Source organism: Amycolatopsis sp. NPDC059027 (assembly GCF_042739735.1).
Lineage (GTDB): Bacteria > Actinomycetota > Actinomycetes > Mycobacteriales > Pseudonocardiaceae > Amycolatopsis.
Genome location: NZ_JBHYIK010000027.1, coordinates 26598 through 51618, shown reverse-complemented (window position 1 = coordinate 51618; position 25021 = coordinate 26598). Strand labels below are relative to the sequence as shown.

Sequence of the window (25021 nt, the reverse complement as noted above, 5' to 3'; positions counted from 1 at the left end):
ACGACGGATGCCGGGCCGGTTCCAGCCGGGTGGCGGGGCCGCGCCAGCCGGTCGGCTGGTGGTGTCGTACTTCCGGACACGCGATGAAGAGGAGGCGTGGTGCACACTCAGGAGAAGGCACCGGACCCGGTGCCCGGCGACGCCGGGTTCGACGACGTACTCGCCGAACTGGCCGAGCGGCGGCGCGAGTTCCACGAGCTGAGGTATGTCCCGAAGGACTTCGTCGCGCGGCTCGAACAGGTCGGCGTCTACCGCGCGGCCGCGCCCGCCAGGTTCGGCGGCAGCCCGCTCCCACCTGCCGAGTTCCTGGACCTGATCGAGCGGATCTCCGTCGTGGACGGCTCGACGGGCTGGGTCGCCAGCTTCGGCTCCGCGCTGATCTATCTGGCCGCGCTGCCGTTGGACACCCAGGCCGAGCTCTACCGCGACGGACCGGACGTCGTATTCGCCGGTGCGCTCTTTCCGACGCAGCACGCCGAACCCACCGAGCGCGGGTTCCTGGTCGACGGGCACTGGAAGCTCGCCAGCGGCTGCATGGGCGCGGACCGGATCGGGGTCGGGCTGCCCGGCGACGCGGAGTCCGACGGCAAACCCCGCACTGCCGTGCTGCGGCCCGAACAGGTCGAGATCCTCCAGGACTGGGACGTGGTGGGCATGCGCGCCACCGGCTCGTTCGACATCGTGGTCCGCGGGGTGGAGGTGCCGCGCGAGTGGACGTTCATCCGCGGCGGGGAGCCCGCTGTCGACGAGCCGCTCTACCACTATCCGGCGATCGCCTACGCCTCGCAGGTGCTCGCCGTGGTCGGCGCCGGGGTCGCGCGGGCCGCACTGGATCACGCCGAACGGGTCGGCGGCGGGTACACCGGGATCACCGGCGCGCCGAAGCTCGCCGACCGGCCCTACTACCGCACCGGCGTCGCCCGCGCCGAGGCGGAGCTGCGTTCGGCTCGCGCCTGGTTCTACGATCTCAGCGAGGAGGTGTGGCAGCACGTGCTGGCAGGCAACACCGCGACCGACGAGCAGAACGCGTTGCTGCGGCTCGCTTCCGCGCATCTGGCCAAGGTCTCCTCCGACGTGGTGGGCGGCCTGGTCGAGATCTCCGGGACCGCGCCCATCCACACCGGGCACCCGCTGCAGGAGCTGGCAGGCGACGCACTGGTCCCCAAGCAGCACGCGTTCCTCGGCCCGGCCGTCTTCGACGCGGCGGGTGCCGTCCTCATGGGACTTCCGCCCACTTCGCGCGGTTTCCGCTGAGCCCCGACCGACCACCACGAGGAGAATCACCGTGAGCACACCGCCCCTGCGCGTGCTGTTCTGCATCGGCATCAACCAGAACTTCTTCGACCTGCCCGCCGACGGCATCACGGCGGGCCATGTCTGGCAGGCCTTCGTGTCCATGATGGACGGAATCAAGGCGTTGCCGGGCGTGGACTTCATCGGCGACATGGACGACGACGCGCACATGGTCGGCCCTTCCGAAGGCTGGCCGTGGACCTGCTACCTGCTGGCCGATGTCGACACACAGGAAACCGTGAAGGCCGCGTGCGACCTGTTCCGTACCACACCGGTCGGCGACGGCGAGGTCAAGCTCTGGCGGTTCGCGAAGGTCGAGGCCAGGATCGGCCGCGCGCTCACCGTGCGCGAAGACGTCGAACTTCCCGGCTGAGGAGGGAGAACGGGATGACCGAGGGCTACGCGGGTACCGCGCGGACCGCCGTGATCACCGGCGGCGGCAACGGGCTCGGCGAGGCGATCGTGCGCCGCCTGCACGCCGACGGATATCGCGTCGCCATCGCCGATCTCGACGGCGCCGCCGCCGACGCGCTGGCGGCGGAACTGGATGTCTCGGGCGCCACCGCCAGGGGATACGCGGTGGACGTCGCCGAACGCGTGGCGCTGGAGTCCTTGCTGGCCGGGGTGCTGGCGGACTTCGGCGCGGTGCACGTGCTGGTGAACAACGCGGCCCGCACCCAGGCCAAGGCGTTGCTGGAGATCACGCCGGAGGAACTGGACGCGGTCATGAAGGTCAACGTCGGCGGCACGTTCACCGCCTGCCAGGTCTTCGGCGCGCACCTGGCGGCACAGGGCTACGGCCGGATCGTGAACATGGCGTCGCTGGCAGGGCAGAACGGCGGCACCGGGACCGGCGGGCACTACGCCTCCTCCAAGGGCGCGATCATCGCCGCCACCAAGGTGTTCGCCCGCGAACTCGCGTCGCGCGGGGTCACGGTGAACGCCGTCTCGCCAGGGCCGCTGGACAGTCCGATGGTCCGCGCGATCATCGGGGAGGAAAACATCGAGGGCTTCGTGCGGAACATCCCGGTCGGCAAGCTCGGTGATCCCGCGTTCATCGCGCGGATGGTCGCGCTGCTCGCCTCGCCCGATGCCGCCTCGGTCACCGGCGCCTGCTGGGACGCCAACGGCGGGCTTTACCTTCGATGACGAACACGGTGGCCCGCGTCGTGGCGCCCGTCACGGCCTGCTGTACCACGTCATGGTGGTTCCGTTCTCGAACGACTCGCGCCGGGCCGGCGTGAACCGGGCCGGGCTGAACTCGCCGCCGAACGCGGGGATCCCGGCGCCCGCCACCACGGGGTAGCTCTTGACGATCAACTCGTCCAGTTCGGGGAGGAGCGCTCCGGCCAGCTTGCCGCCGCCGCACAGCCAGATGTCCAAACCGGACTCCTGCTTGAGCTCGCGCGCGAGCGCGATCGGATCGCCCTCGGCCAGTGTCACCGCCGGGTCGGCGATCTCGCCCAGGGAGCCGGACACCACGTACTGCCGGAGATGGGCGTACGGGCTGGTGAGGCCGTGGTCGAGCACCAGCTGGTAGGTGCCCCGTCCCATCAGGACGGTGTCGAACCGTTTGCCGGGCACGTTCTCGAGCCCGGCCGAGGACCGCATCGGCGTGGGGACGGTTTCGGGATAGCGCTCGTTGACCCATGCCGCGTACGAGGCATCGGCTTCGGTGCCCTGGGTGTAGAAGTCGACCTGTCCCTCGGGTCCGGCGATGACGCCGTCCAAGGACATCCCGATGTAGTAGACGAGCTTGCGCAAGCGGGCCCCCAGTAAAGTACTCTAAGTGAAGTGGTTCAACCGTAGTACTTCAACTGAAGTGGTGTCAATCTGATGCGCACGAACACCGAACGCCGGACCGCCCTGCTCGACGCCGCCATCGAGCTGCTGGCGGAACTGGGGGCACGCGGGCTGACCCTCCGAGCCGTCGATGCCAGGGCGGCGGTGCCCGTGGGGACGACATCGAACTATTTCGCCAATCGCGACGATCTGCTCGTGCAGGCGGGCACCCGGGTGTATCAGCGGTTGCGGCCCGAGGATCCCGCACTTGTCCGGCGGCTCGCGAACGCGCGGAGCCGCCACGCCTACACCGAAGTGATGCGGGACACCGTGGCCAGGATCGCCGAGTTCCGTGCCGGTTATCTCGCTCTGCTGGAACTGCGGCTGGAGGCGACCCGGCGCCCCGGACTGCGCGCGCTGCTGACCGAACGGGTTCGCGCCGACATCGACGCGAACATCGCCCATCACGAAGCGTCCGGTCTGCCCGGCGACGCCACCGCCGTTCGCCTGCTCTACCTGGCGCTGAACTGGCTGATCGTCGAACAGCTCACCCTGCCGGACGTCTTCTCCGCCGAGGACCGCGACGAACTGATCGCCAAGGCGGTCGCCCGGATCGTGGCCGGTTAGCGTGCCCCGCGACATTCGCCACGGTCCAGTGTGGACGCCCGGCGAAGGGGCCGAGCGACGGAAAAGGATCGAGAGAATTTGCTCGACGCGACAGCCGATACGGCATTCGGGTAATATGCCGCCGGATGGGGGAGGGCAATGTTCCGGGAACTGACCGGTACCCGGGTTGTTCCTGAATGACGACGAGAGAGAACAAGCGATGGCGCAGAAGGTGCTTGTCCAGCTTACGGACGACATCGACGGTAGCGAAGCACAGCAGACGGTGCCGTTCGGTTTGGACGGTGTGAGCTACGAGATCGACCTTTCCGACGAGAACGCGGACGATCTGCGGGACGCGTTGGCGCAGTACGTGTCCGCGGCCCGGCGGGTGGGCGGCCGCAAGGTGCGGCTGGCCGCCGGCCAGTCCGCCAGCGCCGCGGCCCCCTCGGCTCCGGTGGACCGGGAGCGGTCTCGCGCCATCCGGGCCTGGGCGGTGGAGAACGGCTACGCGGTGTCGGACCGCGGCCGGATTCCGACCGAGGTCGTGGAGGCGTTCGAGCAGGCCGAGGCGGCTCCGCAGGAAGCCGAGGCACCGCGGAAGCGCAAGTCCCGGAAGAAGAGCGCGGCCTGAGAAACGGGGATCGGTTCCGGCGGTGCGGGCCGCCGGAACCGACCTCCGCTCGCCCGGCGGCGAGTTCAGCTCCAGCGTCCGGCGCGTACGTGGGTGACCACGGTGCTGAGGACGCGGACACCTTGACGTGAACCGGGATCCAGCCCGACGAGTTCGCGGACCCGGTGGAAGCGGTAGTCCAGGGTTCTCGGGTGGATACGCAACGCGCCCGCGGTGTTCATCCGGTTCATGTCGTGCCGGTAGTAGGCGTCCAGCGTGGTCACCAGATCCGGCCCGCTGGTCAGCCGCCGCGCGAATTCCCGCAACCAGTCGTCGACCGGCGGCAGGTGTGCGACGCCGAGTTCGACGAAGACGTCGGCCAGGGAACACAGGTGACTTGGCACGGTTTCGAGCGGTGCCACCCGGCTGATCCGGCGCGCCAGCGCGAACGTGTCGCCCAGCGCCCGGACATTTCCCGAGGCCGCTCCCGTCGCGCACGGCCGCTCGATCAACCGCGCGAAGTCGCCGACGAGGCGGATCGCGCGTTCCTCCGCCGCTTCGGCGTTGTCGCCGGGGAGCAGGGCCACCAGCTCATCGGATTCGCGCCAGATCATCGGCACCCGGCAGTGCTTCAGCAACGCGCCGACGATCTCTTCCCGTCGCTGGGCGGCCGGTAGCGGGGAGCCGGAAACCCGCACGACGGTGATCAGATACTTCTCGGACGTCCTCATGCCGAGGCTTTCCGTGAGGCCGGGTGCCACGAATTCGTCTGCGAGCAGTGTCGCGGCAAGATCCCGAACACGTTCGACGAAGGGGATCAGCCGTTTCCGCCCGTTCAGGAAGCCCTGGGTGTAGGCACTTTTCCCGGCCAGGGCATTGGCGGGAAGCCAGCCGATCAGCCGCGTCACCTGGTCGGCCTGGTTCAAGCCCGCCGCTTCGTGGATTTCCCGGAGAGTGAGAACGTCGTGCAGATCGAGAACGCGTCGCCCCGAAGGCAGTGAGACTCCCTGCGCACCGCGCTCCTCGCCGAACGCGGCCAACATTCTCAAATCGTTGTCGGTGAATGGCGCACCATCACCCGCGAGCTCGGCTTCACGTCGTCTGAGCAGTACCGCGAATTCCAGCATCGAGGCTCGCGCATGCGGATTCTCCGCCGCCGAACGGAAATCGGGGAGCTGGTCGACGTAGATGTCGACCGCCCGGCGCGCGTTGCCGTCCGCGCTGTCCCACAACGACTTGAACAGGCCTTTCATCCCTCGGCCCCCTCGTCGCCACCTGCGTGTGCTGGTGTCCGCGGCGAGGGTACCCAGCCCGGCTTAACTCGCGCTGAACCCGGGAAAATGATGAATCGATCTTGGTCGTGACCGGCCGTTTTCACGCGGAATCACGTATATTTCCGCGCCGACCTCCTGAAACGATGTCGCCACGGCAAGAAAGCCCTTACTGAAATCCCCGAGGAGGATCATCATGCGTCGACCACTCAGCGGATCCGGTTCGCTCGCCGCGGCGGCGATGAAACCCGTGCTCCTGCTGGCCTTCGCGATCGCGGCGCTCTTCGTCGCACCCGCCGTGGCCTCCGCGGCGCCCGCGGGCGCCGGTACCGCGCAGGTCGTGAGCGAGCGGATCGCGAGCCCGCAGGGCGGGAACACGGCCGCCGCTGCCGTCTTCAGCTGCAACTTCGTCAGCGTGGCACCGTTCACCGTTGTCGACTTCAGCTGCCGGGTGACGTCCGGTGCCATCCAGGTGTACATCGACTGCTCGAACGGCCAGCGGGTCAAGAGCAGCACGCTGCGCGCGGTGGGCACGTACCCCGTCCGGCTCACGTGTACGGGTGGCCGCCTGGTCAATCTTGGCGCGCTCGACGTCTGACGCGCTCCGGACATGCCGGGGCGGCCGGTGCCCGAGCCCCCGCCTGCCGTCCCGGTGACCAGCGGAACCGCGGTCCATCATCGGTGGTGGACCGCGGTTCCTCTTCGTGCGGGCCTGGCCCGGGTGTGCCGCGGGCTCAGCGGAACAGCACGTCCGAGCAGGAGTAGAAGGCCTCGCCCGAGTCCGGCCAGTGCCGCTGCCAGATCGAGTAGATCAGGTGGCGGCCGGTGCGCCCGCCCGGCAGGTTCGCGCGGAGCTGATAGGCGTTTCCGGCGATGGGCGGGTTGTCCTGCTGGTAGAACGGCTTGTCTTCGAGGTCGGACCACTTCAGCGGTTTGGCCGGATCGTAGCCGGGTTTGGTGACATACAGCTCGAAGGTGCCCTCGTGCGCGGCGGTGAGCTGGTACTGGAAGGTGTACGGGCCGCTGCTCGGCAGCGTCGTCGCCGGCCAGTCGGCCCGCGCCAGATCCAGCCCCTTGTACTTGTCCCGGCCCGCGCTGCACAGCTTGCCGTCCGGGATGATCTCGCGGCTGCGTCCGCTGGCGTCGCCGATGTTGACCTCGTCCCAGTCGTAGATCGGCCAGCTGTCGCCGACCGCGATGGCGGCCTTGCACGCGGCGGACTGCGGGTTCTCCGGACCTTCCTGGAAACATTGCATGATCCGGCTGATCGGGTTGCCCATCGAGCCGTGTGCGAGGGCGGGGGTGGCGGTGAACACCGAGGCCGTGCCGAGCACGATGGTCAGGACCGCCAGTTTGAGGGCGGTGCGGGAAACTTTCATCGCAGGGTTCCTCTCTTGAGAGGTCTAGACCACATCACGGTAGTGGTCCGGACGCACCGGCCTGTAGGCCCGAAAGTCGTGCCGTCACCGGGGAGCACCATGAGGCGGGGTGCGGAACGGCGCGGTCAGGTCGTCGATCGTGTAGGGCTTGCCGTTCTTCACCACCATCCGGACGTCGATGAGCCGGTTCACGTCGTGGGACGCGTCGCCGTCGGTGAACACGAGATCGGCGAGCTTGCCCTCCTCGACGCTGCCCAGATCGCGTTCGACCCCGAGCTGCCGGGCGGACAGCAGAGTCGCGCTCTGCAGCACCTGGAACGGATCGACGCCGTACTTGGCCATCGCCCGCACGTTCAGGTGCAGGCTCACGGCCGTGGTGTCGAGCGGCGCGTCGGTCCCGGTGAGCACGGTGCCGCCCGCCGCGAGCAGGCGCTTGATCAGGTCGACCTCCTTGCGGGTCCGCGCCGCGTCGGCGTCGAGGAAACCGCACGGTCCCTTACCCTGCGCACACAGCAGCTTCGCGTGCAGGATCTCCTGCTGCGAGCGGGTGTAGAGCGCACTCAGCCGGGGGTCGGTGACCATGGCCGGGTCGTCGGCGAGCAGCGAGCTGGAGCTGAACAGCGTGGTGCTGAACGGCATCTTGCCCTGTGCCGCCAGCTGGATGACGTCGTCGTACGCCCCGCCGAGGGAACCTTCGTGTGAGAAGCCGAATCCCCAGCGCGACGGCCCCGCGAGGTGCTCCTTCATGTCGACGCCGTGGGCGATGGCGGGGTAGAGGTAGTGCGACGTGGTGGGAATGCCGATCTCGTGTGCCTGCTCGGTGACCTCGGTCTGCCAGTCGTTCCGGAAGCGCTGGTAGGTCTTCACCAGGTCGTAGCCGAGGGCGCGGACGCGGGACATCTCCAGCGCGAGCTGCCGTTCGTCGCGGACCGGCCTGGCGAACTCCCAGCTGACCCGGGACCCCTCCAGCATTTCGCCGGTCATGAAGAACCGCGGCCCGATCCGGTCGCCGGAGGTGAGTGCCTCGCGGTCCTCCAGCGCCCGGTAGACGGGGTCGCCGGTGGAGCGGGTGGTCGTGATCCCGTAGGACAGCAGCAGCCTGCCCTGCCGGTCGCCGAAGAACCTCGACCGCATCTCCTGGTGGTTGTGCATGTCCACGAGCCCGGGGGTGACCGTCTGCTCGCTCGCGTCGATGAACTGCCAGCCCGCGCGCTGCCGGTCCTCCCGATGCGGCTCGATCCGCCTGATGCGGTTGCCCACCACGATGATGTCGACGTCGGTGCGGGGTTCGCGATGACGGCCGTCCCACAGCCGCCCGGCGTGTATCACCAGGCGGGAGTCCGGCTTGTCCTGGGTGAAGGTGAGGTCGAGCGGGATGTCCCGGGTGGATTCTCCGTCCACTGTGGTCAGCCGGAGAGTGCCGTTGTGCAGGTACAGCACCGTCTTCGAGTCGCCGCTCCAGCTCGGCGCGTCGCTGGCCTCGTCGGTGATGCGCCGCGCGGGCCCGGTCGGGGTGCCCGTGGCGTCGACCGGAAGCAGGTGGATCGTGCTGTCCTGGGAGAACGCGAGCCAGTGCCCGTCCGGCGACCAGAGCGGGCCGTCGTCACCGCGGGTGGACACCGAGCCGTACGGCGAGGGCTCGATCGTCCTCGTCGTGCCCGCGGCCACGTCCACGAGCAGGATCTGGTTGCGCTGCCCGGCGGACACGGTCAGCGTGAGGAACCGGCCGTCCGGGGACCAGCTCAGCCTGCCGGGCGTGTTCAGCGGTCCCAGCACCTTGGTCACCGCGCCGCTCGCCAGGTCCACAGTGGACAGAAGGCCGTCCTGGTCCTCGAACGCCAGTTTCTTCCCGTCGAGGGACCAGGCGGGGGAAACCTCGGCGCCGGGCAGCGAGGTGACCCGCTTTTCGCCGCCCCCTGCCACGTCCAGCACGTACAGGTCTTCGGTGCCCGCTTTGTCGGAGGCGTACGCGATGCGCCCGCCGTCGGGCGACCAGACCGGATCCCATTCGGAGAACTGGTCGTGGGTCAGCCGCCGTGGCTTGCCGTCGATCGGCAGCAGCCACAGGTCGTTGAGCGCCTTGAAAGCCACCGACCGACCGTCCGGGGACAGCGCCGGACCCGCGATGCCGCGCACCGGCCGAGGCTGCCGCGTGTCGAAGTCATGGGTCTTCCGGGCGTACTCGTCCCGGCTGACGGTGAAGGTGGCCGAGAACGGCACGGCCCGGCCGGCGCCGGTCGCGGTGTCGGAGACGGCGATCTTGCCGTTGGCGCCGTAGATCAGCTCGTGCGCGGAAAGCCAGCGCGCGGGAAACGGGAACACGTCGGTGTAAGTCCCCACCTGACGTACGGTGCCGGACTCGGAGACCATGAGCGTCCTGCCCTCCTTGCCGGTGCGCAGGAAGGCGAGCGTGCGTCCGTCCGGGGACCAGGACGGCGCCCCGAGGAACGATCTGCCCGGCGGGACCACGGCGCGCACGGCGCCGGTGGCCAGGTCGATGCTCTCGATGCCGGTGCCCTGGACGTAGGCGATGCTCTTGCCGTCCGGGGCCCAGGTCGGCTGGGACTTCTGCGTCATGCCTTTGGTGATCTGCCGGGTTTCGCCGGTACGCACGTCGACGGTCCAGATGTCGGCCGCGCCCGCCCGGTCCGAGCTGAACGCGATCTTCGTGCCGTCGGGGGACCACGCGGGCTGGAGGTCGTCGTGCTCGCCGTACGTGAGCTGCCGCGACGTCCGGCCGTCCGGGGTGATCACGGTGATGTGGAACATGCCGTCGGCGTAGGACTGGAGGGCGATTTCCTTGCCGTCGGGGGAGAAAACCGGCCAGAACGGGTCGAGCAGGTCGTCGCCGACCGGGGTGGCGGTGCCTCCCTCGCGCGGCACGGAGAACAACTGTCCCTGGAGGTCGAACACGAGCGTGCCGTCCCGCGGGGACACCGTCACGGCGAGGTTGGTGCCTTCGGTGACGGTGACCGTCTTCTCGCCTGCTTGGGCCGAACCGGCCGCGGTGATCGGCGAGACGGCCAGGACGCACACCAGTGCGGCGCGGGTGAAGCGCCGGTGGGTCGGGGTTCTCATCGGAAGCTCCTTGGCGGAGGCCGGGCGTCAGAGCCCGAACGCGAGCAGGACGTTTCCGTGGTCACTCGGGTAGGCGGGCCAGTAGCCCGACTGGACGTAGAGCGTGCCGTGGCTGACCACCGCGCCACCGTTGCCGGAGATCGCGCTGCCGTGCCCGGTCAGGCCGTTGACCCCGGCGAAGTCGCGGATGGTGTCGAAGGTCCACAGCACAGCGCCGGTCCGCGAGTCGTAGACGCGCATCTTGCCGTCGACGCTGCCCTCGTACACCAGACCGGGACTGCTCGTCACGGCCGGGGTGTGCGCCCGTTTGCACACGGCAGGGAACTGGGCCGCGCCGCCGGTGGTGCAGCCGTCGGCGGGACTCGGGGTCTGCCACACGATGTCGCCGTCCTCGGGATCGAGCGCGAACAGGGTGCCCGGATTGGCCCAGTTCGTTGCCACGTAAAGGTTGTGGCCGTCGAAGCTGGTACCCCACTGGATGCCGGACAGGCCGCCGCCGGGCATCGGCTCGGACAGCTGGCGGCGCCACGAAACCTCGCCGGTGCGCGCGTCGAACACGTGGAAGACACCGCTCTTCTGGCCGACGCCGACCATCGTGCGCCCGCCCGACCGGAACAGCGTCGGCGTCGCGCCGATGTCGTAATCCAGTGCGGTGCCGTCCTTCTGGCCGGGGCAGTACCCCTCGTTGTCGGGTTTGCCGCACAGCAGCCGCCAGGTGTCGGCCTTGGTCACCTGCTGCTTCCAGCGCACCGCGCCGGTGCGCGAGTCGAGTGCCAGCAGGGTGTCGAAGTCCCCGGTGGTGCCGGAGTAGAGCTGTCCGGTGCCGACGTACAGGGTGCCGGTGCGCTCGTCGACCACCGGCGAGCTCCACACCCCGGCACCGGACGGCTCGTACCGGGTCGCCCCGCTGGGCCAGGTGCCGACGGCCTTCGGCTCGGGGACCGTGTAGTAGCGCCAGGTCAGATCCCCGGTCTCGGCGTCGAACGAGTCGATGTGGCCGCGGAACGTGCAGCACGGGTACTTGACGTCGGGGTTGAGCATCTCGCCGCTCGACGAGCCGACGTAGACGTGCCCGTCGTGGTAGAGCGGGGAGCTGGTGTGCATTCCGGCGGGGTGCGGTTCGGTCTGCTTGGCCCACACCAGCTTTCCGGTCCGTTGCTCCAGCGCGTACAGGTAGCCGCGGCTGTCGCCGAAGAACACCTTGCCCCGTGCCACGGACGGCCCGTCGATGACGACGCCGCCCTTGTCGACCGTGCCGAGGTCGAAACTCCACCGGGTGGCACCGGTTTCGGCGTCGACCGCGTAGAACTTGCCGTCGGGACCGCCGAAGTAGACGCCGTCGCCGACGACCGCGGGCTGGCTCTTGGCGGGGAAGAACGTCTTCGGATAGGCGAAGGCCCATTTGACGCCGAGCCTGCCCGCGGTGTGCCGGGTGATGTGGTGTTCGGCCGCGTTGAACCGCGATCCCGAGGGATCGCCCTGCCAGCTTGGCCAGTCGCCGAACCGGTGACCGGGCGATTCCGCGGCGGCCCCGGTTGTGCCGCCGAGGACCAGCACCACGGCGCCGAGCAGGGCCGCGAAGCGGGTTTTTGCGCGAGACACAAGCATTTCCACCCCTCATGAGTCGATGCGGTCGAATGCGGGGATGGCTTTTCGTGCAGCCAGTCATTCATCGTACGTGCTGGTCACGGTGTTGCTTGTGCTCCGAAACGACCAATCACGAAATGATTTCATCCGCTGTGTCCCATGATGGACGGGAAAAACACCTTGACAGCCCGTGAAAAGTGCCACGCGGGATAACAGTGGCATTAAGAGACGGCTGCGCTGGTCGGCGGGGTCGTGAATGGCGATGTCCCGAACGACGCGTTGGAGACGTTGATCGTCCGCAACGCGTCGTTCGGGACGCGGGCTTAGGCGCGATGACCCGGTGTGTCCTTTGTGGACTACTTGGGTGCTCGCTATGGGGCGCTGAAGGCGGTGACGCGGGTTCCGCGCGGCTGGGGCTGGGAAGCGGCGGCGTGTCGGGAGCTGGCAAAGGCAGGCATACCATGGTAACTACCCGAAAGGAGACGACTTCAAGCGGTGACTACACTTTTTGGAGTTCCTCCGGCGGCGGTGGGCGATCCGGGCGGGTTGCTGTGAGGGGGCTGTGCGATTCGTAACCGGGTGGTTAACGCCGGGGGCGGGTGGGCGGTATGCCGGATACGGTATGGATCATGACCGTGCCGTGCTACGAAACTTTGGCTGCCTACAACAGTGCCCACCCCGCCGCGCCGATGTCGGAGGACGCCACCGTGCGGGCGGGGCTGCGCCGCTACACCGCGGCGTCGGCCGGGCTGAAGGACGATCTTTCCGGGGCGGGGAGCGGGTTCACGATCGACTTCCTGCCGGGCGGCGCGCCCGCCGACGGGGAACCGGACCGGACCGGCGCGGTCGTCGCGACGCGCTGGGGTGCCGGGCCGTACCTGGTGCTCGCGACCGGGGTGTCGCTGCGGTGGGCGCGCAACCGCATCGTCGACTCCTGGCCCACCACGCTGGCCCACGCCGCCGGGGCCCTCACCGGCCGCGCGTAGCGGGGCTACCGGCGAACACGCGGGCCGATCACGGCACCCGCGACGGACAGCGCGGTCCCGGCCAGCAGCAGCCACGGACCGGGGCCGAGCTTGCCGAGGTACTCGCCGCCGTCGGTCAGGACGAGCAGGCTGATCACGTGGTAGAGCAGGCAGAGGCCGGCGAGGACGGAGATCACCGCCCGGGTCGGCCCGGTCCGGCCCTCCTGGAGGCTCTTCCTCGTGAGCCCGCCGCGGCGCTGGACGCTTTTCGCCGAGCGGAGGGAGCCGAGTGACCACAGCGCCGGAGGAATCGCGGCCAGTGCCAGCGCGATGATGACACCCTGGGGAAAGTAGATCCTGATCCACCGGCCGTTGCCGGTGAGGTCGCTCGTGGCGCCCGTGGCGTGCCGGATCGATTCGTTGAGATCGGCGAAGGTCGCGTCCCCGGCCCACTTGAGCGCGAACAGGCCGACCGCGGCGAGCACCACGCCGAGCAGTGCCGGGACGGCACCCCAGCCGGGCAGCGTCAGCGGTGCCTGCTCGGGTGCGCGCTGGGGTGGATGCGGCTGCCAGTGCGGCCTTCCCCGCGGTGGCATGCCTTGTGGTGGCATGCCGTGCGGCTGCGGGCCCGGCTGCTGCTGCCAGGCGGGCTGCTGCGGATGGTTCGGTCCTGGACCCCCGTACGTCATGAGATGAACTTAGGCGTTGTCGCGCGGGACCGCTCGCTCATCCGCGATGTGGTGGGCGTCCTGAACGACGTGCAAGAGCCGCTCACCCTCGTCAACGGAGCATTCCGGACATCGTGCCGGAAAATCTACTGTGGACAGACATGTCGCGCGGCGCGGCTCGCGGGGTGGCAGGAATCGGCACCGGACAACTGTTGCATCAATCAATAGTTGTCTGCAACCCTGGTAGGGCGGTCGTACAGGACGACTGCCCTACCAGGAGGCGTGGCGGATGACGAACGCGGCGGCCGCTCGCGGCCGGGAAGTGCGGCAGCGGCTGATGCGGGCCGCGGTCGAGCTCATCCCGGAACGGGGCTGGTCCGCCGTCAGCACCCGGGTACTGGCGGAACGCGCCGGGGTGACCCCGAGCGTGGTGCACTACCACTTCCCGTCGTTGCGGGCGTTGCTCGTCGAAGCCGTGGTGGCGCAGATGCGTGGATTGCTCGACGAAACGACGTCGTCGCTCGCGGCCGTGCGAAGCCCGGGCGACTTGCTGGAGGCCATGCTCGCCGCGCTCGAGCCTTACGACGGCAATGATCCGCTGTCGGTGCTGTTCATGGAGGCGTACCTGGCGGCCACCCGCGACGGGCAACTGCGGGACGCGATCAGCGAGGTCGTCGCCGGTTTCCGGGAGCGGCTCGCCGAGTGGCTGGGCGCGCGCGGGATCCCGGCGCCCGCGGAGACGGCCGCGGTACTGGCCGCCGCGATCGACGGCGTGCTGCTGCACCGGGCACTGAACCCCGGCATCACCGCCGCCGCGGTCGCGCCGGTGTTGCGCCGCCTCGTCGAGCGCGGCTGAGGCGGAGAGGAGGCGACGGATGAAGGTGGTGATCTGCGGCGCGGGGATCGCGGGCCTCGCGTGCGCGAACCGGCTGGCCGCGCTCGGGGCCGAGGTCGTGGTGCTGGAGAAGGCGGCCGGGCCACGAGCGCAGGGCTACATGATCGACTTCTTCGGTCCCGGGTACGACGCGGCGGAGGAAATGGGGGTGCTGCCCGCGATCCAGGCCCGCGCCTACTACGTCGAGGAGGCGGCGTTCGTCGACGGATCAGGCCGCCGTCGCGCGGGGTTGCGGCTCGCCCAGTTCGCCGGTCCGTTGGCGGGACGGCTTTTGAGCGTCATGCGGCCGGATCTCGAATGCGCGCTGCGGGATGCGCTTCCCGCGGGGGTCGAGCTGCGGTTCGGTACGTCCCTCACCGGGATCGACACGACTCGCGACGGAGTGCGGTGCATGCTCGACGGCGGCGAGGTGGTCGAGGCCGATCTGCTGGTGGGAGCCGACGGCGTCCACTCGGCCGTTCGGCGCCGGTGTTTCGGTCCCGAGCCGGAGTTCCTGCGCCACCTCGGCTTCCACACCGCCGCGTTCCGCTTCCGTGACCCGGAGATCCACGCCGCCGTCGGGGATCGCTTCTGCCTGACCGAAACGGTCGGCGCGCAGATGGGGTTCTACGGTCTGCGCGATGGCGAGGTCGCCGCGTTCGCCGTCCATCGCACCTGGGATGCCGCGCTTCCCGTGGACGCGCGCGCCGCGCTGCGGGCCGGGTACGGCTCGCTGGGCTGGGTCGTGCCGGGCGCACTCGACCGCTGCCCGCCCCCGGCCGAGGTGTACTACGACCAGGTCGCGCAGATCGTGCTGCCCCGGTGGAGCCGGGATCGCGTGGTGCTCCTCGGCGACGCGGCCTACGCGGTGTCCCTGCTTGCGGGGCAAGGGGCTTCGCTCGCGATCGCGGGTGCCTTCGTCCTGGCCGACCGGCTGGCCCGCGCCTCGTCCGTGGAAGCGGGGCTCGCCGGCTACGAGCGGATGTGGCGTCCGGTCGTGGAACGCACCCAGCGGGACGCCCGATCCACCGCGCGCTGGTTCGTCCCCGCCTCGCGGTTGTCCCTGCACGTCCGCAGGCTCGCGATGCGAGCCTCGCGGCTGCCGGGTCTCGACCGCCTGGTCACCGCCGCGGTGGCGGGCAAGCCGACGGAGCTGATCAACCGGTTGCGCGACAGCGGATCTCCCGGGTGGTGGACCACCTCGCCCGGCATCGACGGAAGGACACACCCGTGACGAAAACCCAGCCCGGCCCCGTCCTGCGGGCGGTCTTCCGGGCACCGCTGCGGCTTTACGACCGAGGGCTCGGCTGGCTGCTGGGGAGCCGGTTCCTGTGCCTGACCCACACCGGGCGCCGGTCCGGCCGCCGGTACCGCACCGTGCTGGAGGTGATCGGCTCGGCTCCGGCCTCCGGTGAGGTCATGGTCGTCGCCGGGCTCGGCCCCGGCGCCGACTGGTACCGCAACATCCGGGCGAGCCCGCCGCTCGAGGTCGTCGTCGGCAGGCGGCGGTTCACACCACGGCACCGTGTCCTCGACGAGGAGGAGGCGTTCGCCGTGATGACCGCCTACGAGCGGCGCAACCGGTGGATCCGGCCGATACTGCGTCCGCTGCTCGGCAAACTGGTGGGTCGTCCTTACGACGGCAGTGACGCCGCGCGGCGCGGCCTGGTTTCGCAGCTGCCGATCGTGGCCTTCGGGCCGCGTCAGGAAGCCTGATCAGCCGGTTTCCGTTACGCCGTCCGGGGAATCCGGGCGCGTGACGGTGCCGGGGCTCGGCGCCGCGGCCACTGTGGACGGTCCGGATCGGCGCAGCGCCCTGGTTTCGTTGAAGGCGAGGTTGAGCACGACGGCGACGACGCTGGCGGAGCTGATCCCGGAGTCCATGATGGTGGCGAACCAGCCGGGGAAATGGGACCAGAACCCGGGAACGGCGATCGGGATGATGCCGAAGCCGAGTGCCGCGGCGACGATGACGAGGTTGAGGTTGTTGTCGTAGTCGACCTTGGCGAGGGTGCGGATGCCGCTGGCGGCGACCATGCCGAACAGGACGATCCCGGCGCCGCCGAGGACGGGCTGGGGGATCGCGGCGGCCACGCGGCCGAGTACCGGCAGCAGGCCGAGGACGACGAGGATCAGCCCGCCGGTGGCGACGACGTAGCGGCTCTTGACGCGGGTGAGCGCGACCAGTCCGACGTTCTGCGCGAAGGCGGTGCACGGAAAACTGCCGAACAGCGGGGCGACCGCGGAGGAGAGCATGTCGGCGCGCAGGCCGTCACCGACCCGGCGCGGGCCGACCTCGGTTTCGACGATTTCGCCGAGCGCGACGATGTCGGCGGTCGTCTCGATCATGGTCACCAGGATGACGACGGTCATGGAGACGATCGCGGAAACCGAGAACGTGGGTGCGCCGAAGGGCAGCACCTGCGGCAGGGCGACGACGGGGCCGTGCCCGACGCCGGAGAAGTCGGTCTTGCCGATGGCGAAGGCGACCAGGGTGCCCGCCACGATGCCGAGCAGGATCGACAGCCGGGACAGCAGGCCCCGCAGGAGCCTGCTGACGAGCAGGACGATGAGGAACGTGGCGCCGGCGAGCGCGATGTTGCCGACCGATCCGTAGTCGGGGGCCGTGGCGGTGCCGCCCATCGCCCAGCGGAACGACACCGGCAGCAGGGAAACACCGATCACGGTGATGATCGAACCGGTGACCACCGGCGGGAAGAACCGGATGAGCTGACTGAAGAACGGGCTCAGCACCAGCCCGATGAGACTGGCCACGATGATCGAGCCGAACACCGCGGACAGCCCGCCGCCGCGGGCCGCGATCGCCGTCATCGTGGCGACGCTGGCGAAGGAGATTCCTTGTACGAGCGGAAGTTGTGAGCCGAAGAACGGGATGCCCACCGTCTGCAGGATCGTCGCGGCACCGCTGACGAACAGCGCCGCGGTCACCAGCAGCGCGATCCGCTCGGGCGGCAGGCCGGTGGCGCCGCCGATGATCAGCGGGACCGCGATCACGCCGCCGTACATGGAAAGGATGTGCTGCAGGCCGTAGAGGATCTGCTGACGTACCGGTGGCCGCTCGTCCTCCGGGCGGAGCCGGCGTGCCGTCCTGCTCCGGGAATGGGGAATCCGCATGGGGCCTCGATCCTTCCGCGCGGGCGAGCCGGGACGCGGCCCGCCGGGCTGACGGTCCGACGTGGGCTAGCTGTTTCACTATGCGGAAGGCGCCTTCCGGAATGCAGATGTGACGATAGGCACAGGCGCCGCGGCACGTCAACAAGCCGTACCGGTACCGGATCTGGACGGCCGTGAGCGGGCCGGTCGGTGGCGGGTCTTATCGCCGCGGGTGCGTGGCGCTCAGGATCCGGTGACCGCGGATGCGGTCGCGGTTGCGCTGCCACAGCTCGCGCATCAGGTCCGCGGAGGTCATCGCTTCGGCCGAGAGGGGGCGTTCGCCGGCGTCGAGCAAGCGCTGCTGCCGGGCCTGATAGCGGATGAGCGGGTGCTCGTCGGCGAGTGCCTCCGTCAGCGTCATCGGCCGCGCTGGTGGTGCCACGGTCTCCTGGCGATTCTGGGGCCGACGTTGGTCACGGTCTGTCACGAGCCGAGATTCTCGCGTACGGAGAGTGCACGATCAAATCGTGTCGCACGCATGGGTTAGCCGATCGGTGGTGATTGGCCCGCTCCCGCCCAGCGAAGGGGTGGGGGAGACCCTGCGAGCAGGAGCGGGGGCTCGGGGCCGGTAGGGCGTCGCCTCGCGGCGGGTGGCGCGACACGGCTCCGCCCGGAGCGGTATTCCGTGAAGGCGAGGGGTGAGGCCCGGGGACTGGTTCCCTACCGGCACTCGGTACAACGTCCGGCGCGCCTCGTTGTTTCCCCGGCGGCGCTTTCCGGCACGTGATGTGCGTCGCTCCCCGTGTCCGGGAGGGGTCCTCGGCCGATCGGGGACACTGCGGCCGTCGCCGAGTTCCCGGAGGTGTCCCATGACGGCACGGAACATCGACGAAGTGGTGGCCGGGCTCGCCGGGATCGTGCGCGACGCGCACGCGGCGGCCGACCGCGCCGGCTACTTCGCGGCGTTGTACCGGCAAGTGACCGTCGAGGTGCGCACCGCCATCCACAGTGGACAGTTCGACGACGGCGCGCGGATGGATCGGTTCGACACGTTGTTCGGCAACCGCTACTTCGACGCCCACGACGCCTGGCTCCGTGACCGGGGCGGGCCTCGGTGCTGGCGGACGGCCTTCGAGACGCTGTCCGATCCGGACACCGTCATCGTCGGGCACCTGGTGCTCGGCGTGAACGCGCACATCAACCTCGATCTGGCGATCGCGGCGGCGGACACCTGCCCGGGCGCGGACATCCACGCACTGCGCCGCGATTTTCTCCTGATCAACGACATCCTGGCGCGCGTGGTACTGGCGGTGCAGAAGGCCGTCGACGACGTCTCGCCGTATCTGTGGCTGCTCGACCGGCTCGGTGGCCGCACCGACGAACGCGTTCTCGACTTCAGCATCCGCAGAGCCCGTCAAGAGGCCTGGCGCAACGCCGTCATCCTCGCCGGCCAGAGCGGTACCGAGCGCGAAACCACCATCGAACTGCTCGACGTCCGCGCCGCCGTGCTCGCCCGCCTGATCGCGCGGCCCGAGAGCCTTCTCCGCGCCGCCATCGAGCTGATCCGCAGCGCCGAGCGCACCGACGTCCCGGCGGTCATCACCCATCTCGACCACGCGCTCGAACGCCGCCCCACGCCGTGAAGGCCTCCTTACCGTCCATCCATGCCCCCGCCGCCGCCCTCAACGGACGCGCTACGCGCGGCGGTATGGATTCAAGCGCCGGTAAGGAGGCCTTCACGGACCAACACGGTGTCAGCGCACGAAGGCCACGTCACTCGTCGCCGCCTTGAACTGGTCCGGCACGCCCGCGTAGTGCGCGCGCCACAGGCCCCACCCGGGCTGGGCGACGGTGGCACCGAAGACGAAGGCCGTCCCGTCCCAGGTCGCGGTGGCCGTGGCGACCGTCGTCCAGCACCAGGTCTTCGCCGAGAAGGACTGGATTTCGACCGGGATCGGCGACGGGGTGAACCGGGGGAACGCGATGACGCCGTGCGCCGGGATCCTGCCGTCCGCGCCGCGGGCGGCGGTGAACTCCGGGATCGAGGCGGGCTGCAGCACGGTGATCTGGGCCGTGGTCGCGGTCGCCTTGGCGAGGGTGCCGTCGGCGGGCAGGAAGTCGGCGCGGTAGCTGCCGGATCGGACGGGGCTCACCGAGGCCTCGTAGTGCCCGGCGGCGTCGGTGACGGGCTTGGCGACGAATTCCCCGCAGAACGACGGGGTCGGGCAGTAGGCGATGCCGATAGTGGCCGAGGCCACCGGCTGGGCGCCGTCGGCGGTGGCCCGGGTCAGCGTGCCTGAGACGGTGAGGGACTGGCCCGCGTCGATGCGGGTGCGGTCCGCCGACGCGGTGAGCGTGGTGATGGCCGCGTCGGCGTTCGCGGGCAGGGCACCGAGTGTGACGGCGGCGATCGTCGCGAGCAGGGCGACGACGAGTCTGGCGCTGGTGCGGTTCATGGGCTCCCCAAGGCGAGAAGTGTTTCTGGCCAAGGGATTCTCGCCTGTGGAGCGCCGGATTCGAGGCCTGGAACGGTTGTTCGTGCGGCGTTCAGGTCATCGCCGTCGGTGCTTCATGCCCGGAAGATCCTTGGGGTGCCGGTCAGGGGTGGCACAGCACCGGGTTCGCCAGTTCGGCGCAGGGCCGGTTGCCGAACGAGCGGATGACGTCCTTGCCGACCTGGTTGGTCAGGTACCGCAGGAAGCTGGCGGCGAGCGAGCCGGCCTTGGGGTCGCCGTAGGTGTAGGCGTATTCGGTCTCCCAGAACGGGTAGGCGGCGTGCACCGCACCGTCCAAAGTGGCCGGATGGCCGTCGATGCGGACCGGGACGAGGTCGTCGCGGCCGGTGATGCCGCCGAGTTCGGCGTACCCGAGGGCGCCGGGCGTACTGGCGACCGCGTTCAGCAGCTCGGCGGTGGTCGGCCGTTCGCACCGGACGGGACCGGGCTGCCCGCCGGGGCCCACCTTCAGGCAGTCGTCGGAGTTGGTGCCGGGTTCCCGCTTGCCGTCGAGGATGCGCGTCTGGAACGCGCGCCGCGTGCCGGAATCCGGGTTTCGGCTGATCAGGCGGACCGGGAGGTCGGCGCCGCCGAGCTCCCGCCAGTTGCCGACGCGGCCGTCGTAGAGCTGCCGGATCTGGTCCGCCCTGAGATCCTGGATCCCCGTCTGCTTGTTGGCGACGAGCGTGAACAGCGAGAAGGCGACGGGGCGGGGGAGCAGCTGCGGATAGCCGTCCTCCTTGGCGCCGTCGGTGAAGCTCAGCATGTCCGGCCCCGAGCCCGCTTTCCGGCCCGCCTCGTTCAGCGTGCGCAGTCCTTCGGTACTTCCGTGGAACGCCACCGTGAAGTTCGCCTCCCCGCAGCTGTTCCGGTACTGCCGGGTGGCTTCCTCCAGCACGGGCGCGAAGGCGGTGGAACCGGTGAGGGTGAGATTCCCCTTGGCACAGTCGAGCGGTGACGGGTCGTTGAACACGTAGACCCCGAACTGGGCGATGATGATCGCCACCAGGAAGACGAGCAGTGCCAGCGTCCGCCGGGAGAGCCCGGTCCCGCTCTCGGTCTTGACCACCCGGCCGCCGAGGAGGGCATTGCCCTCGAGATAGGGCTTCATCTCCTCCGGGGTCAGCGGGCCGTTGCCGGGCGCCGGCTCCAGGACGGCGAGGACCTTGTAGTGGTCGTCCCGGTTCAACCGCGCCTTGGGCAGCTCGATGACGCCGACCTTCGTGCCGCGCGCGTCGTCGATCGCCTTGCGGGTCAGCCCCGACTTCTCGCCGAAGTTGTTGACCAGCTGCGAGTCGCTGAGTTCGGTCACCACGAACCCGGCGACCGTCCGGCCGGGGAACCTGATCTGGACGCCGTGTGCCACCGCCTCCGGATTCCGGTAGTCGGCCTCCTTGATGGTGGCTGTGCCGTGGTTTTCGATGCGCAGCAGCACGAACGACGGATTGACCAGCGACCGGGCGGTTTCCCGGTGCACCAGCTCCAGTGCGCCGACGTGCTCGGCGGAGATCTCGCCGGTCACGGTGGTGTCCATCTGCACCCGGTACCCGAGCCGCTTGCGCCCCCGCAGCACGAACTCCCACAGGAACGCTACGACCGGAACCACCACGCCGACGATCGAAATCAAGGCGCCGAACGGGAAATCTTCCACTGCCACCCCCCTGGAGGGAGACAATCTACTGCCCGCGCGCGGTGACCGGTCCCGCGCGTGACCGACCTTCAGCGGATGTTCACCGGGCCGTCAACTTCTCCATGAAACCGTTACAGGACAAGGATAATCGGAGTCCTGTCGCTCGTCCCGGATGCGGGAAAGGACCGCGGCGAGTTCGGCGGTGCCGTCGAGGAGCGCGCGGGAGCGGGAGGTGATGTTCGCGGCCCGGGAGGCGAGCGCGGCAGTGAGGTCTTCGGCGCGTTTGCCGCGACGCAGTTGCGGCATGAGGGTGCGTAGCGCGGTGACGCCGTATCCGGCGCCGCGCAGCTGGTGGACGAGCCGGGCGTCGCGGACCTGGGCGGGGGAGTACCGCCGGGTTTCGCGGGGCGTGACCCGGTCCGGCACGACAAGGCCCTCAGCGTCCCAGTGGCGCAGGGTCGACGGGCGGATCGCGAGGGCGGTGGCGAGTTCGGACACGCTCATCGAGTCGGAGGGACGCACGTCGGCGATCGGCTCGGCGGAGATCGCCTTGGCCGCCGCTTCGGCTTCCCGGAGTTCCGCCCGTTCCCGATCGAGCCGCGCGTGCGCCGCGTCGAGCATTGCGAGCGCCTCCGAAACCGGGCGTTCGTGTACGGCGCGGACGATGCGTTTGGCTTCCACCGGACCCACACCCGCCGCGAGGGCCCGGTAGGCCAGCGCCGACCGCAGGTGGATCTCCCCGTAGGCGCGGTAGCCCGAGCCGGTCCGCTCGGCGGGTGGCAGCACCCCGGCGCGTTCGAGGTTGCGCACCTGCTGCGCGGAGTACCCGGCGGCCCGTGCGACGGCTGCCGTGCGCAGAACCGGCGAGTTGAGAGTTGTCACCCCGATGTCCCTCGACTTCCTCGGCAAAGTCTCCACAAGCACTTTAATGTGACGCTGGAGCACATGACGACCGAAGAGATCATCCGTTTCCTCGACAGCCTCGACGGAGTGCTGACCCTCAGCCCGCTACCCGGTGACGGCTCGCCGGAGATCAGCTGGGGCGACACGTTCTTCTACTACGCGCCCGACGGCGTCGTGCCGAAGACGCAGCCCTTCGCCACGATCGTGACCAAGAACTACCCCGGCGACGAGCGGTCGCGGCTGGAGCGTCCGGACACCTTCCGTGTCAACATCGCCGCCGGGAAGGACGCCTTCCGCGAATGGACCCGGCACGCCCCGCGCGACACGGTCGACGACGCGGACGCGAGTGTCACCGACACCGTCATCGCCCACCCGGTCTACGGCACCGTCGGCTGGCTCGCGGTGGTGAATCCGGGGCCGCGGACCGGGACCGCGGTGCGTGAGCTGCTGCGCACGGCGTACGACCTCGCCCGCTCCCGCTATGAGCGTCGCTCCCAGACCGGATAACCCCAGGTCACAGCCATGGTTCAAGATATTCCTTGACAAGAATATTCTGCTCAGTGAATACTTTGCGCCATGGACGGGATCGCATCGGCACTGGGAGACGCCGCACGGTGGCGTCTCGTCGAGTTGCTCGCCGAGCGGCCCCGGTCTGTCGGCGAACTGGCCGAGCTGACCGGCCTGCGGCAGCCGCAGACCACGAAGCATCTCCAGACCCTCGCCCGGGTTGGCCTCGTGACGGTCTTCCCGCTCGGGCAACGCCGTGTCTACGCGGTGGAAACCGCGCCACTGAGGGCCCTCGCGCGCCGACTGCGGGAACTGGCCGAGACGGCCGGAGCGCACGAGGACGAGCGAGACGTCATCGCGCGCTATCGCGCCGCCATCGAAGCGGAGACCGCGATCGCGGACCGGGAGCGCTGGGCGGACGGGCGCGCCTTCTTGTTCGAACGCGTGCTGGCCGCGCCCCGCGACGTCGTCTGGCGGCATTGGACCGACCCGGACCTGCTGGCGTCCTGGTGGGTGCCGCCGTCGATGACCGTCACCGACTGCGTTCTCGAGCCCCGGGCGGGCGGTCGCGTCGTGCTGGAGTACGGCGACGCCGAGGGGCACCGGTACCCCTCCGAGGGCACCGTTCGCGCCGCGAAGGAACCGCGGCACCTCGTGTTCGACCTTTCGGTGCTCGACGCGGCCGGCGCGGTCGCGTTCACCGGCCACTACGACCTGGCGCTCGCCGCGGCCGAGGGCGGCACCCGGCTGCGGCTCGGCCTGCGCATCACCGAGACGACCGTCGGGGCCGTCCCCGCCATCGCGGGGATCGAAACCGGCTGGGCCCAGGTGCTCGACAAGCTCGCCGGCGCCGTCGGCGCGTTCCCGCACACAACCCAAGCAGTACAAGCGAAAGAAAAGGAAGCACGATCATGACGAACCCGAACGCCCGCAAGGTGACCGCGAACCTCAGCCTCACCCTGGACGGACGCTACAACGGCCCCGGCGGGCCCGGCGATCTCAGCGCGATCATCCCGTACGCGACCACCGACATCGCACGCGACCACATGACCCGCATGCGCGAAAACGCGACGACGGCGTTGCTCGGCAGACTCAACGCCGAGGGCTTCCTGGGGTTCTGGCCGTCCGTCGCCGAGGACGAGAACGCCGACCCGCGTGACCGCGGATACGCGAAGTGGTTGGTGGAAACGGAAAAGGTGGTCCTGTCGACGACGCTGACCGAGGCCCCGTGGGAGCGCACCCGGATCGTGAACGCCCCGGTCGCGGACGTCGTCGCGGACCTCAGGGCCACCGGCACGGGGGACATTCTCGTCAACAGCAGCACGAGCGTCATCAAGGCGCTGCTCGCGGCGGATCTGCTCGACCGGCTGTACCTCCTGATCTGCCCGGAGATCGCCGGGGGAGGGGATCGGCTGTTCGAGGACGGCCTGCCGGGTACGAAGTGGACACTCGAGTACCAGGAGACCGGAAAACTCGGCGAAACCGCCGTGGTCTACGACCGCGCACGCTGACCGCAACCAGTGTCCTCTGTGGACACCGATCGGTCGAGGACCGAATTGCGTGGTGGTGCCCCAGCGCGTCCGACTGTCCTCTGAGGATGGACGCGGGGATCACGGCGGCGGATAGGGGTGCTCCCGCAGCAGCCGGGCGAGGTGGACGGCGTTGCGGGCCGCGGTGGAGTTGGCGGAGATGACGGCGTCCGGGGTTTCGTCGAGATCCTGGTAGTCACCGGGCTTCATGGCCTCGCCGTTCCAGTAGCTGGCACCCTGCGCCGGGATGGTGAACCCGACGTCGTCGAGTGCCTGGAACAGGTCGGCGATGATCTTGTGCGCGCCGTCCTCGTTCCCGACGGCGGCGACGAGCGCGACCTTGCCGAACATCGCGGGCCTGCCTTCGTCGTCGGTCTCGGACAACTCGGCGTCGAGACGCTCCAGCACCCGCTGGGCGACGCTGGAGGCGTGCCCGAGCCAGGTCGGGGTGCACAGCACCAGGATGTCGGCGGCGGCGATCTCGCGGCGCAGCTCGGGCCAGGCGTCGCCCTCGCCCATGTCGGCCTCCACCCCGGGCCGGACGTTGTGGTCGACCACGCGAATGGACTCTCCCGGCGCGCCCTGCTCCGCGAGCCGGTCCAACAGCTGCTGGGCGATGAGCTGGCTGCTCGACGGCGCGGGTGAGGGCTTGAGGGTGCAGACCAGGGCGAGCGCGCGCAGCGGTGTCCTCATACCCTCGGTTATTGCCGTTTCCCCGAAGGTCAAACCT

At 69.7% G+C, this 25021-nt stretch carries 26 protein-coding genes; 14 read left to right on the top strand and 12 right to left on the bottom strand.

Features of this window, described 5'->3' with window-relative positions:
* The first annotated feature begins 99 nt into the window (after positions 1-99).
* Genes ACFWY9_RS20145 through ACFWY9_RS20135 form a run of 3 tightly spaced genes read left to right on the top strand, consistent with a single transcriptional unit; the run spans position 100 to position 2442 of the window.
* Entirely contained in the window at positions 100-1254 is a 1155-nt protein-coding gene (locus ACFWY9_RS20145; protein ID WP_378329271.1) for a flavin-dependent monooxygenase, read from the top strand.
* 31 nt (positions 1255-1285) lie between these two features.
* A complete protein-coding gene (locus tag ACFWY9_RS20140; RefSeq protein WP_378329270.1) occupies positions 1286-1666 on the top strand; it encodes a hypothetical protein in 381 nt (126 codons plus the stop codon).
* 14 nt (positions 1667-1680) lie between these two features.
* Positions 1681-2442, top strand: coding sequence for an SDR family NAD(P)-dependent oxidoreductase (locus ACFWY9_RS20135; protein WP_378339524.1), 762 nt, complete (start codon positions 1681-1683; stop codon positions 2440-2442).
* A 30-nt stretch (positions 2443-2472) separates the two neighbouring features.
* Here the strand turns inward: ACFWY9_RS20135 and ACFWY9_RS20130 are convergent, their stop codons facing one another.
* Positions 2473-3057, bottom strand: a complete 585-nt coding sequence (locus ACFWY9_RS20130) for a dihydrofolate reductase family protein (RefSeq protein WP_378329268.1) — start codon at positions 3055-3057, stop codon at positions 2473-2475.
* Between the two features lie 72 nt (positions 3058-3129).
* Between ACFWY9_RS20130 and ACFWY9_RS20125 the strand changes: the two genes are divergently transcribed.
* Positions 3130-3702 carry a TetR/AcrR family transcriptional regulator gene (locus ACFWY9_RS20125; RefSeq protein ID WP_378329267.1) on the top strand — a complete coding sequence of 191 codons (573 nt, stop codon included), beginning with the start codon at positions 3130-3132 and terminating at the stop codon, positions 3700-3702.
* 199 nt (positions 3703-3901) lie between these two features.
* On the top strand, positions 3902-4312 hold the full coding sequence (locus ACFWY9_RS20120; protein WP_378329266.1) for an Lsr2 family protein: 411 nt from the start codon (positions 3902-3904) through the stop codon (positions 4310-4312).
* 65 nt (positions 4313-4377) lie between these two features.
* On the opposite strand, the gene ACFWY9_RS20115 is transcribed toward ACFWY9_RS20120, so the two are convergent.
* Positions 4378-5544 carry a PucR family transcriptional regulator gene (locus ACFWY9_RS20115; protein ID WP_378329265.1) on the bottom strand — a complete coding sequence of 389 codons (1167 nt, stop codon included), beginning with the start codon at positions 5542-5544 and terminating at the stop codon, positions 4378-4380.
* A gap of 214 nt (positions 5545-5758) precedes the next feature.
* On the opposite strand from ACFWY9_RS20115, the gene ACFWY9_RS20110 reads away from it, so the two are divergent.
* The gene (locus ACFWY9_RS20110) at positions 5759-6160 is read left to right on the top strand and encodes a hypothetical protein (RefSeq protein WP_378329264.1); all 402 of its coding nucleotides are present in this window, start codon (positions 5759-5761) and stop codon (positions 6158-6160) included.
* 136 nt (positions 6161-6296) lie between these two features.
* Here ACFWY9_RS20110 and ACFWY9_RS20105 read toward each other — a convergent pair whose 3' ends face one another.
* The 3 genes from ACFWY9_RS20105 to ACFWY9_RS20095 form a co-directional block, all read right to left on the bottom strand.
* Positions 6297-6941: a lytic polysaccharide monooxygenase gene (locus tag ACFWY9_RS20105; RefSeq protein ID WP_378339523.1), complete on the bottom strand. Its 645-nt coding sequence runs from the start codon at positions 6939-6941 to the stop codon at positions 6297-6299.
* Between the two features lie 84 nt (positions 6942-7025).
* Positions 7026-10019 (bottom strand): amidohydrolase family protein, encoded by a 2994-nt coding sequence (locus tag ACFWY9_RS20100; RefSeq protein ID WP_378339522.1) that lies wholly within the window; start codon positions 10017-10019, stop codon positions 7026-7028.
* A 27-nt stretch (positions 10020-10046) separates the two neighbouring features.
* Positions 10047-11627, bottom strand: coding sequence for a PQQ-binding-like beta-propeller repeat protein (locus tag ACFWY9_RS20095; RefSeq protein WP_378339520.1), 1581 nt, complete (start codon positions 11625-11627; stop codon positions 10047-10049).
* Positions 11628-12235: 608 nt separating this feature from the next.
* Between ACFWY9_RS20095 and ACFWY9_RS20090 the strand changes: the two genes are divergently transcribed.
* Positions 12236-12592 carry a hypothetical protein gene (locus tag ACFWY9_RS20090; RefSeq protein ID WP_378329260.1) on the top strand — a complete coding sequence of 119 codons (357 nt, stop codon included), beginning with the start codon at positions 12236-12238 and terminating at the stop codon, positions 12590-12592.
* 5 nt (positions 12593-12597) lie between these two features.
* On the opposite strand, the gene ACFWY9_RS20085 is transcribed toward ACFWY9_RS20090, so the two are convergent.
* On the bottom strand, positions 12598-13260 hold the full coding sequence (locus ACFWY9_RS20085) for a hypothetical protein (protein ID WP_378339519.1): 663 nt from the start codon (positions 13258-13260) through the stop codon (positions 12598-12600).
* Positions 13261-13528: 268 nt separating this feature from the next.
* Between ACFWY9_RS20085 and ACFWY9_RS20080 the strand changes: the two genes are divergently transcribed.
* The 3 genes from ACFWY9_RS20080 to ACFWY9_RS20070 are packed head-to-tail and all read left to right on the top strand — an operon-like array spanning position 13529 to position 15829.
* Positions 13529-14095 (top strand): TetR/AcrR family transcriptional regulator, encoded by a 567-nt coding sequence (locus ACFWY9_RS20080; RefSeq protein ID WP_378339518.1) that lies wholly within the window; start codon positions 13529-13531, stop codon positions 14093-14095.
* 19 nt (positions 14096-14114) lie between these two features.
* Complete coding sequence (locus ACFWY9_RS20075; RefSeq protein ID WP_378339517.1) at positions 14115-15347, top strand: FAD-dependent oxidoreductase; 1233 nt, start codon at positions 14115-14117, stop codon at positions 15345-15347.
* Complete coding sequence (locus tag ACFWY9_RS20070; RefSeq protein ID WP_378329256.1) at positions 15344-15829, top strand: nitroreductase family deazaflavin-dependent oxidoreductase; 486 nt, start codon at positions 15344-15346, stop codon at positions 15827-15829. Before ACFWY9_RS20075 ends, ACFWY9_RS20070 begins: the two co-directional genes overlap by 4 nt.
* On the opposite strand, the gene ACFWY9_RS20065 is transcribed toward ACFWY9_RS20070, so the two are convergent.
* Positions 15830-17248 (bottom strand): nucleobase:cation symporter-2 family protein, encoded by a 1419-nt coding sequence (locus tag ACFWY9_RS20065; protein WP_378339516.1) that lies wholly within the window; start codon positions 17246-17248, stop codon positions 15830-15832.
* A gap of 199 nt (positions 17249-17447) precedes the next feature.
* Positions 17448-17669: a hypothetical protein gene (locus ACFWY9_RS20060; RefSeq protein WP_378329254.1), complete on the bottom strand. Its 222-nt coding sequence runs from the start codon at positions 17667-17669 to the stop codon at positions 17448-17450.
* Positions 17670-18096: 427 nt separating this feature from the next.
* Here ACFWY9_RS20060 and ACFWY9_RS20055 point away from each other — a divergent pair, with 427 nt between their 5' ends.
* On the top strand, positions 18097-18870 hold the full coding sequence (locus ACFWY9_RS20055; protein ID WP_378329253.1) for a DUF5995 family protein: 774 nt from the start codon (positions 18097-18099) through the stop codon (positions 18868-18870).
* Positions 18871-18981: 111 nt separating this feature from the next.
* On the opposite strand, the gene ACFWY9_RS20050 is transcribed toward ACFWY9_RS20055, so the two are convergent.
* The 3 genes from ACFWY9_RS20050 to ACFWY9_RS20040 all read right to left on the bottom strand — a co-directional run bounded on the left by ACFWY9_RS20050 (position 18982) and on the right by ACFWY9_RS20040 (position 22234).
* Positions 18982-19683: a hypothetical protein gene (locus ACFWY9_RS20050; protein WP_378339515.1), complete on the bottom strand. Its 702-nt coding sequence runs from the start codon at positions 19681-19683 to the stop codon at positions 18982-18984.
* Positions 19684-19825: 142 nt separating this feature from the next.
* Positions 19826-21328 (bottom strand): substrate-binding domain-containing protein, encoded by a 1503-nt coding sequence (locus ACFWY9_RS20045; RefSeq protein WP_378339514.1) that lies wholly within the window; start codon positions 21326-21328, stop codon positions 19826-19828.
* A 135-nt stretch (positions 21329-21463) separates the two neighbouring features.
* Positions 21464-22234, bottom strand: coding sequence for a MerR family transcriptional regulator (locus ACFWY9_RS20040; protein WP_378339513.1), 771 nt, complete (start codon positions 22232-22234; stop codon positions 21464-21466).
* Positions 22235-22297: 63 nt separating this feature from the next.
* Here ACFWY9_RS20040 and ACFWY9_RS20035 point away from each other — a divergent pair, with 63 nt between their 5' ends.
* The 3 genes from ACFWY9_RS20035 (at position 22298) to ACFWY9_RS20025 (ending at position 24273) form a co-directional block, all read left to right on the top strand.
* On the top strand, positions 22298-22762 hold the full coding sequence (locus tag ACFWY9_RS20035; RefSeq protein ID WP_378339512.1) for a DUF6194 family protein: 465 nt from the start codon (positions 22298-22300) through the stop codon (positions 22760-22762).
* A 69-nt stretch (positions 22763-22831) separates the two neighbouring features.
* Positions 22832-23677: a metalloregulator ArsR/SmtB family transcription factor gene (locus ACFWY9_RS20030; protein WP_378329248.1), complete on the top strand. Its 846-nt coding sequence runs from the start codon at positions 22832-22834 to the stop codon at positions 23675-23677.
* Positions 23674-24273: a dihydrofolate reductase family protein gene (locus ACFWY9_RS20025; RefSeq protein WP_378339510.1), complete on the top strand. Its 600-nt coding sequence runs from the start codon at positions 23674-23676 to the stop codon at positions 24271-24273. The genes ACFWY9_RS20030 and ACFWY9_RS20025 overlap by 4 nt, the downstream gene beginning before the upstream one ends.
* Before the next feature lie 99 nt (positions 24274-24372).
* Here the strand turns inward: ACFWY9_RS20025 and ACFWY9_RS20020 are convergent, their stop codons facing one another.
* Entirely contained in the window at positions 24373-24984 is a 612-nt protein-coding gene (locus ACFWY9_RS20020; RefSeq protein WP_378329246.1) for a flavodoxin family protein, read from the bottom strand.
* Positions 24985-25021: the final 37 nt, after the last annotated feature.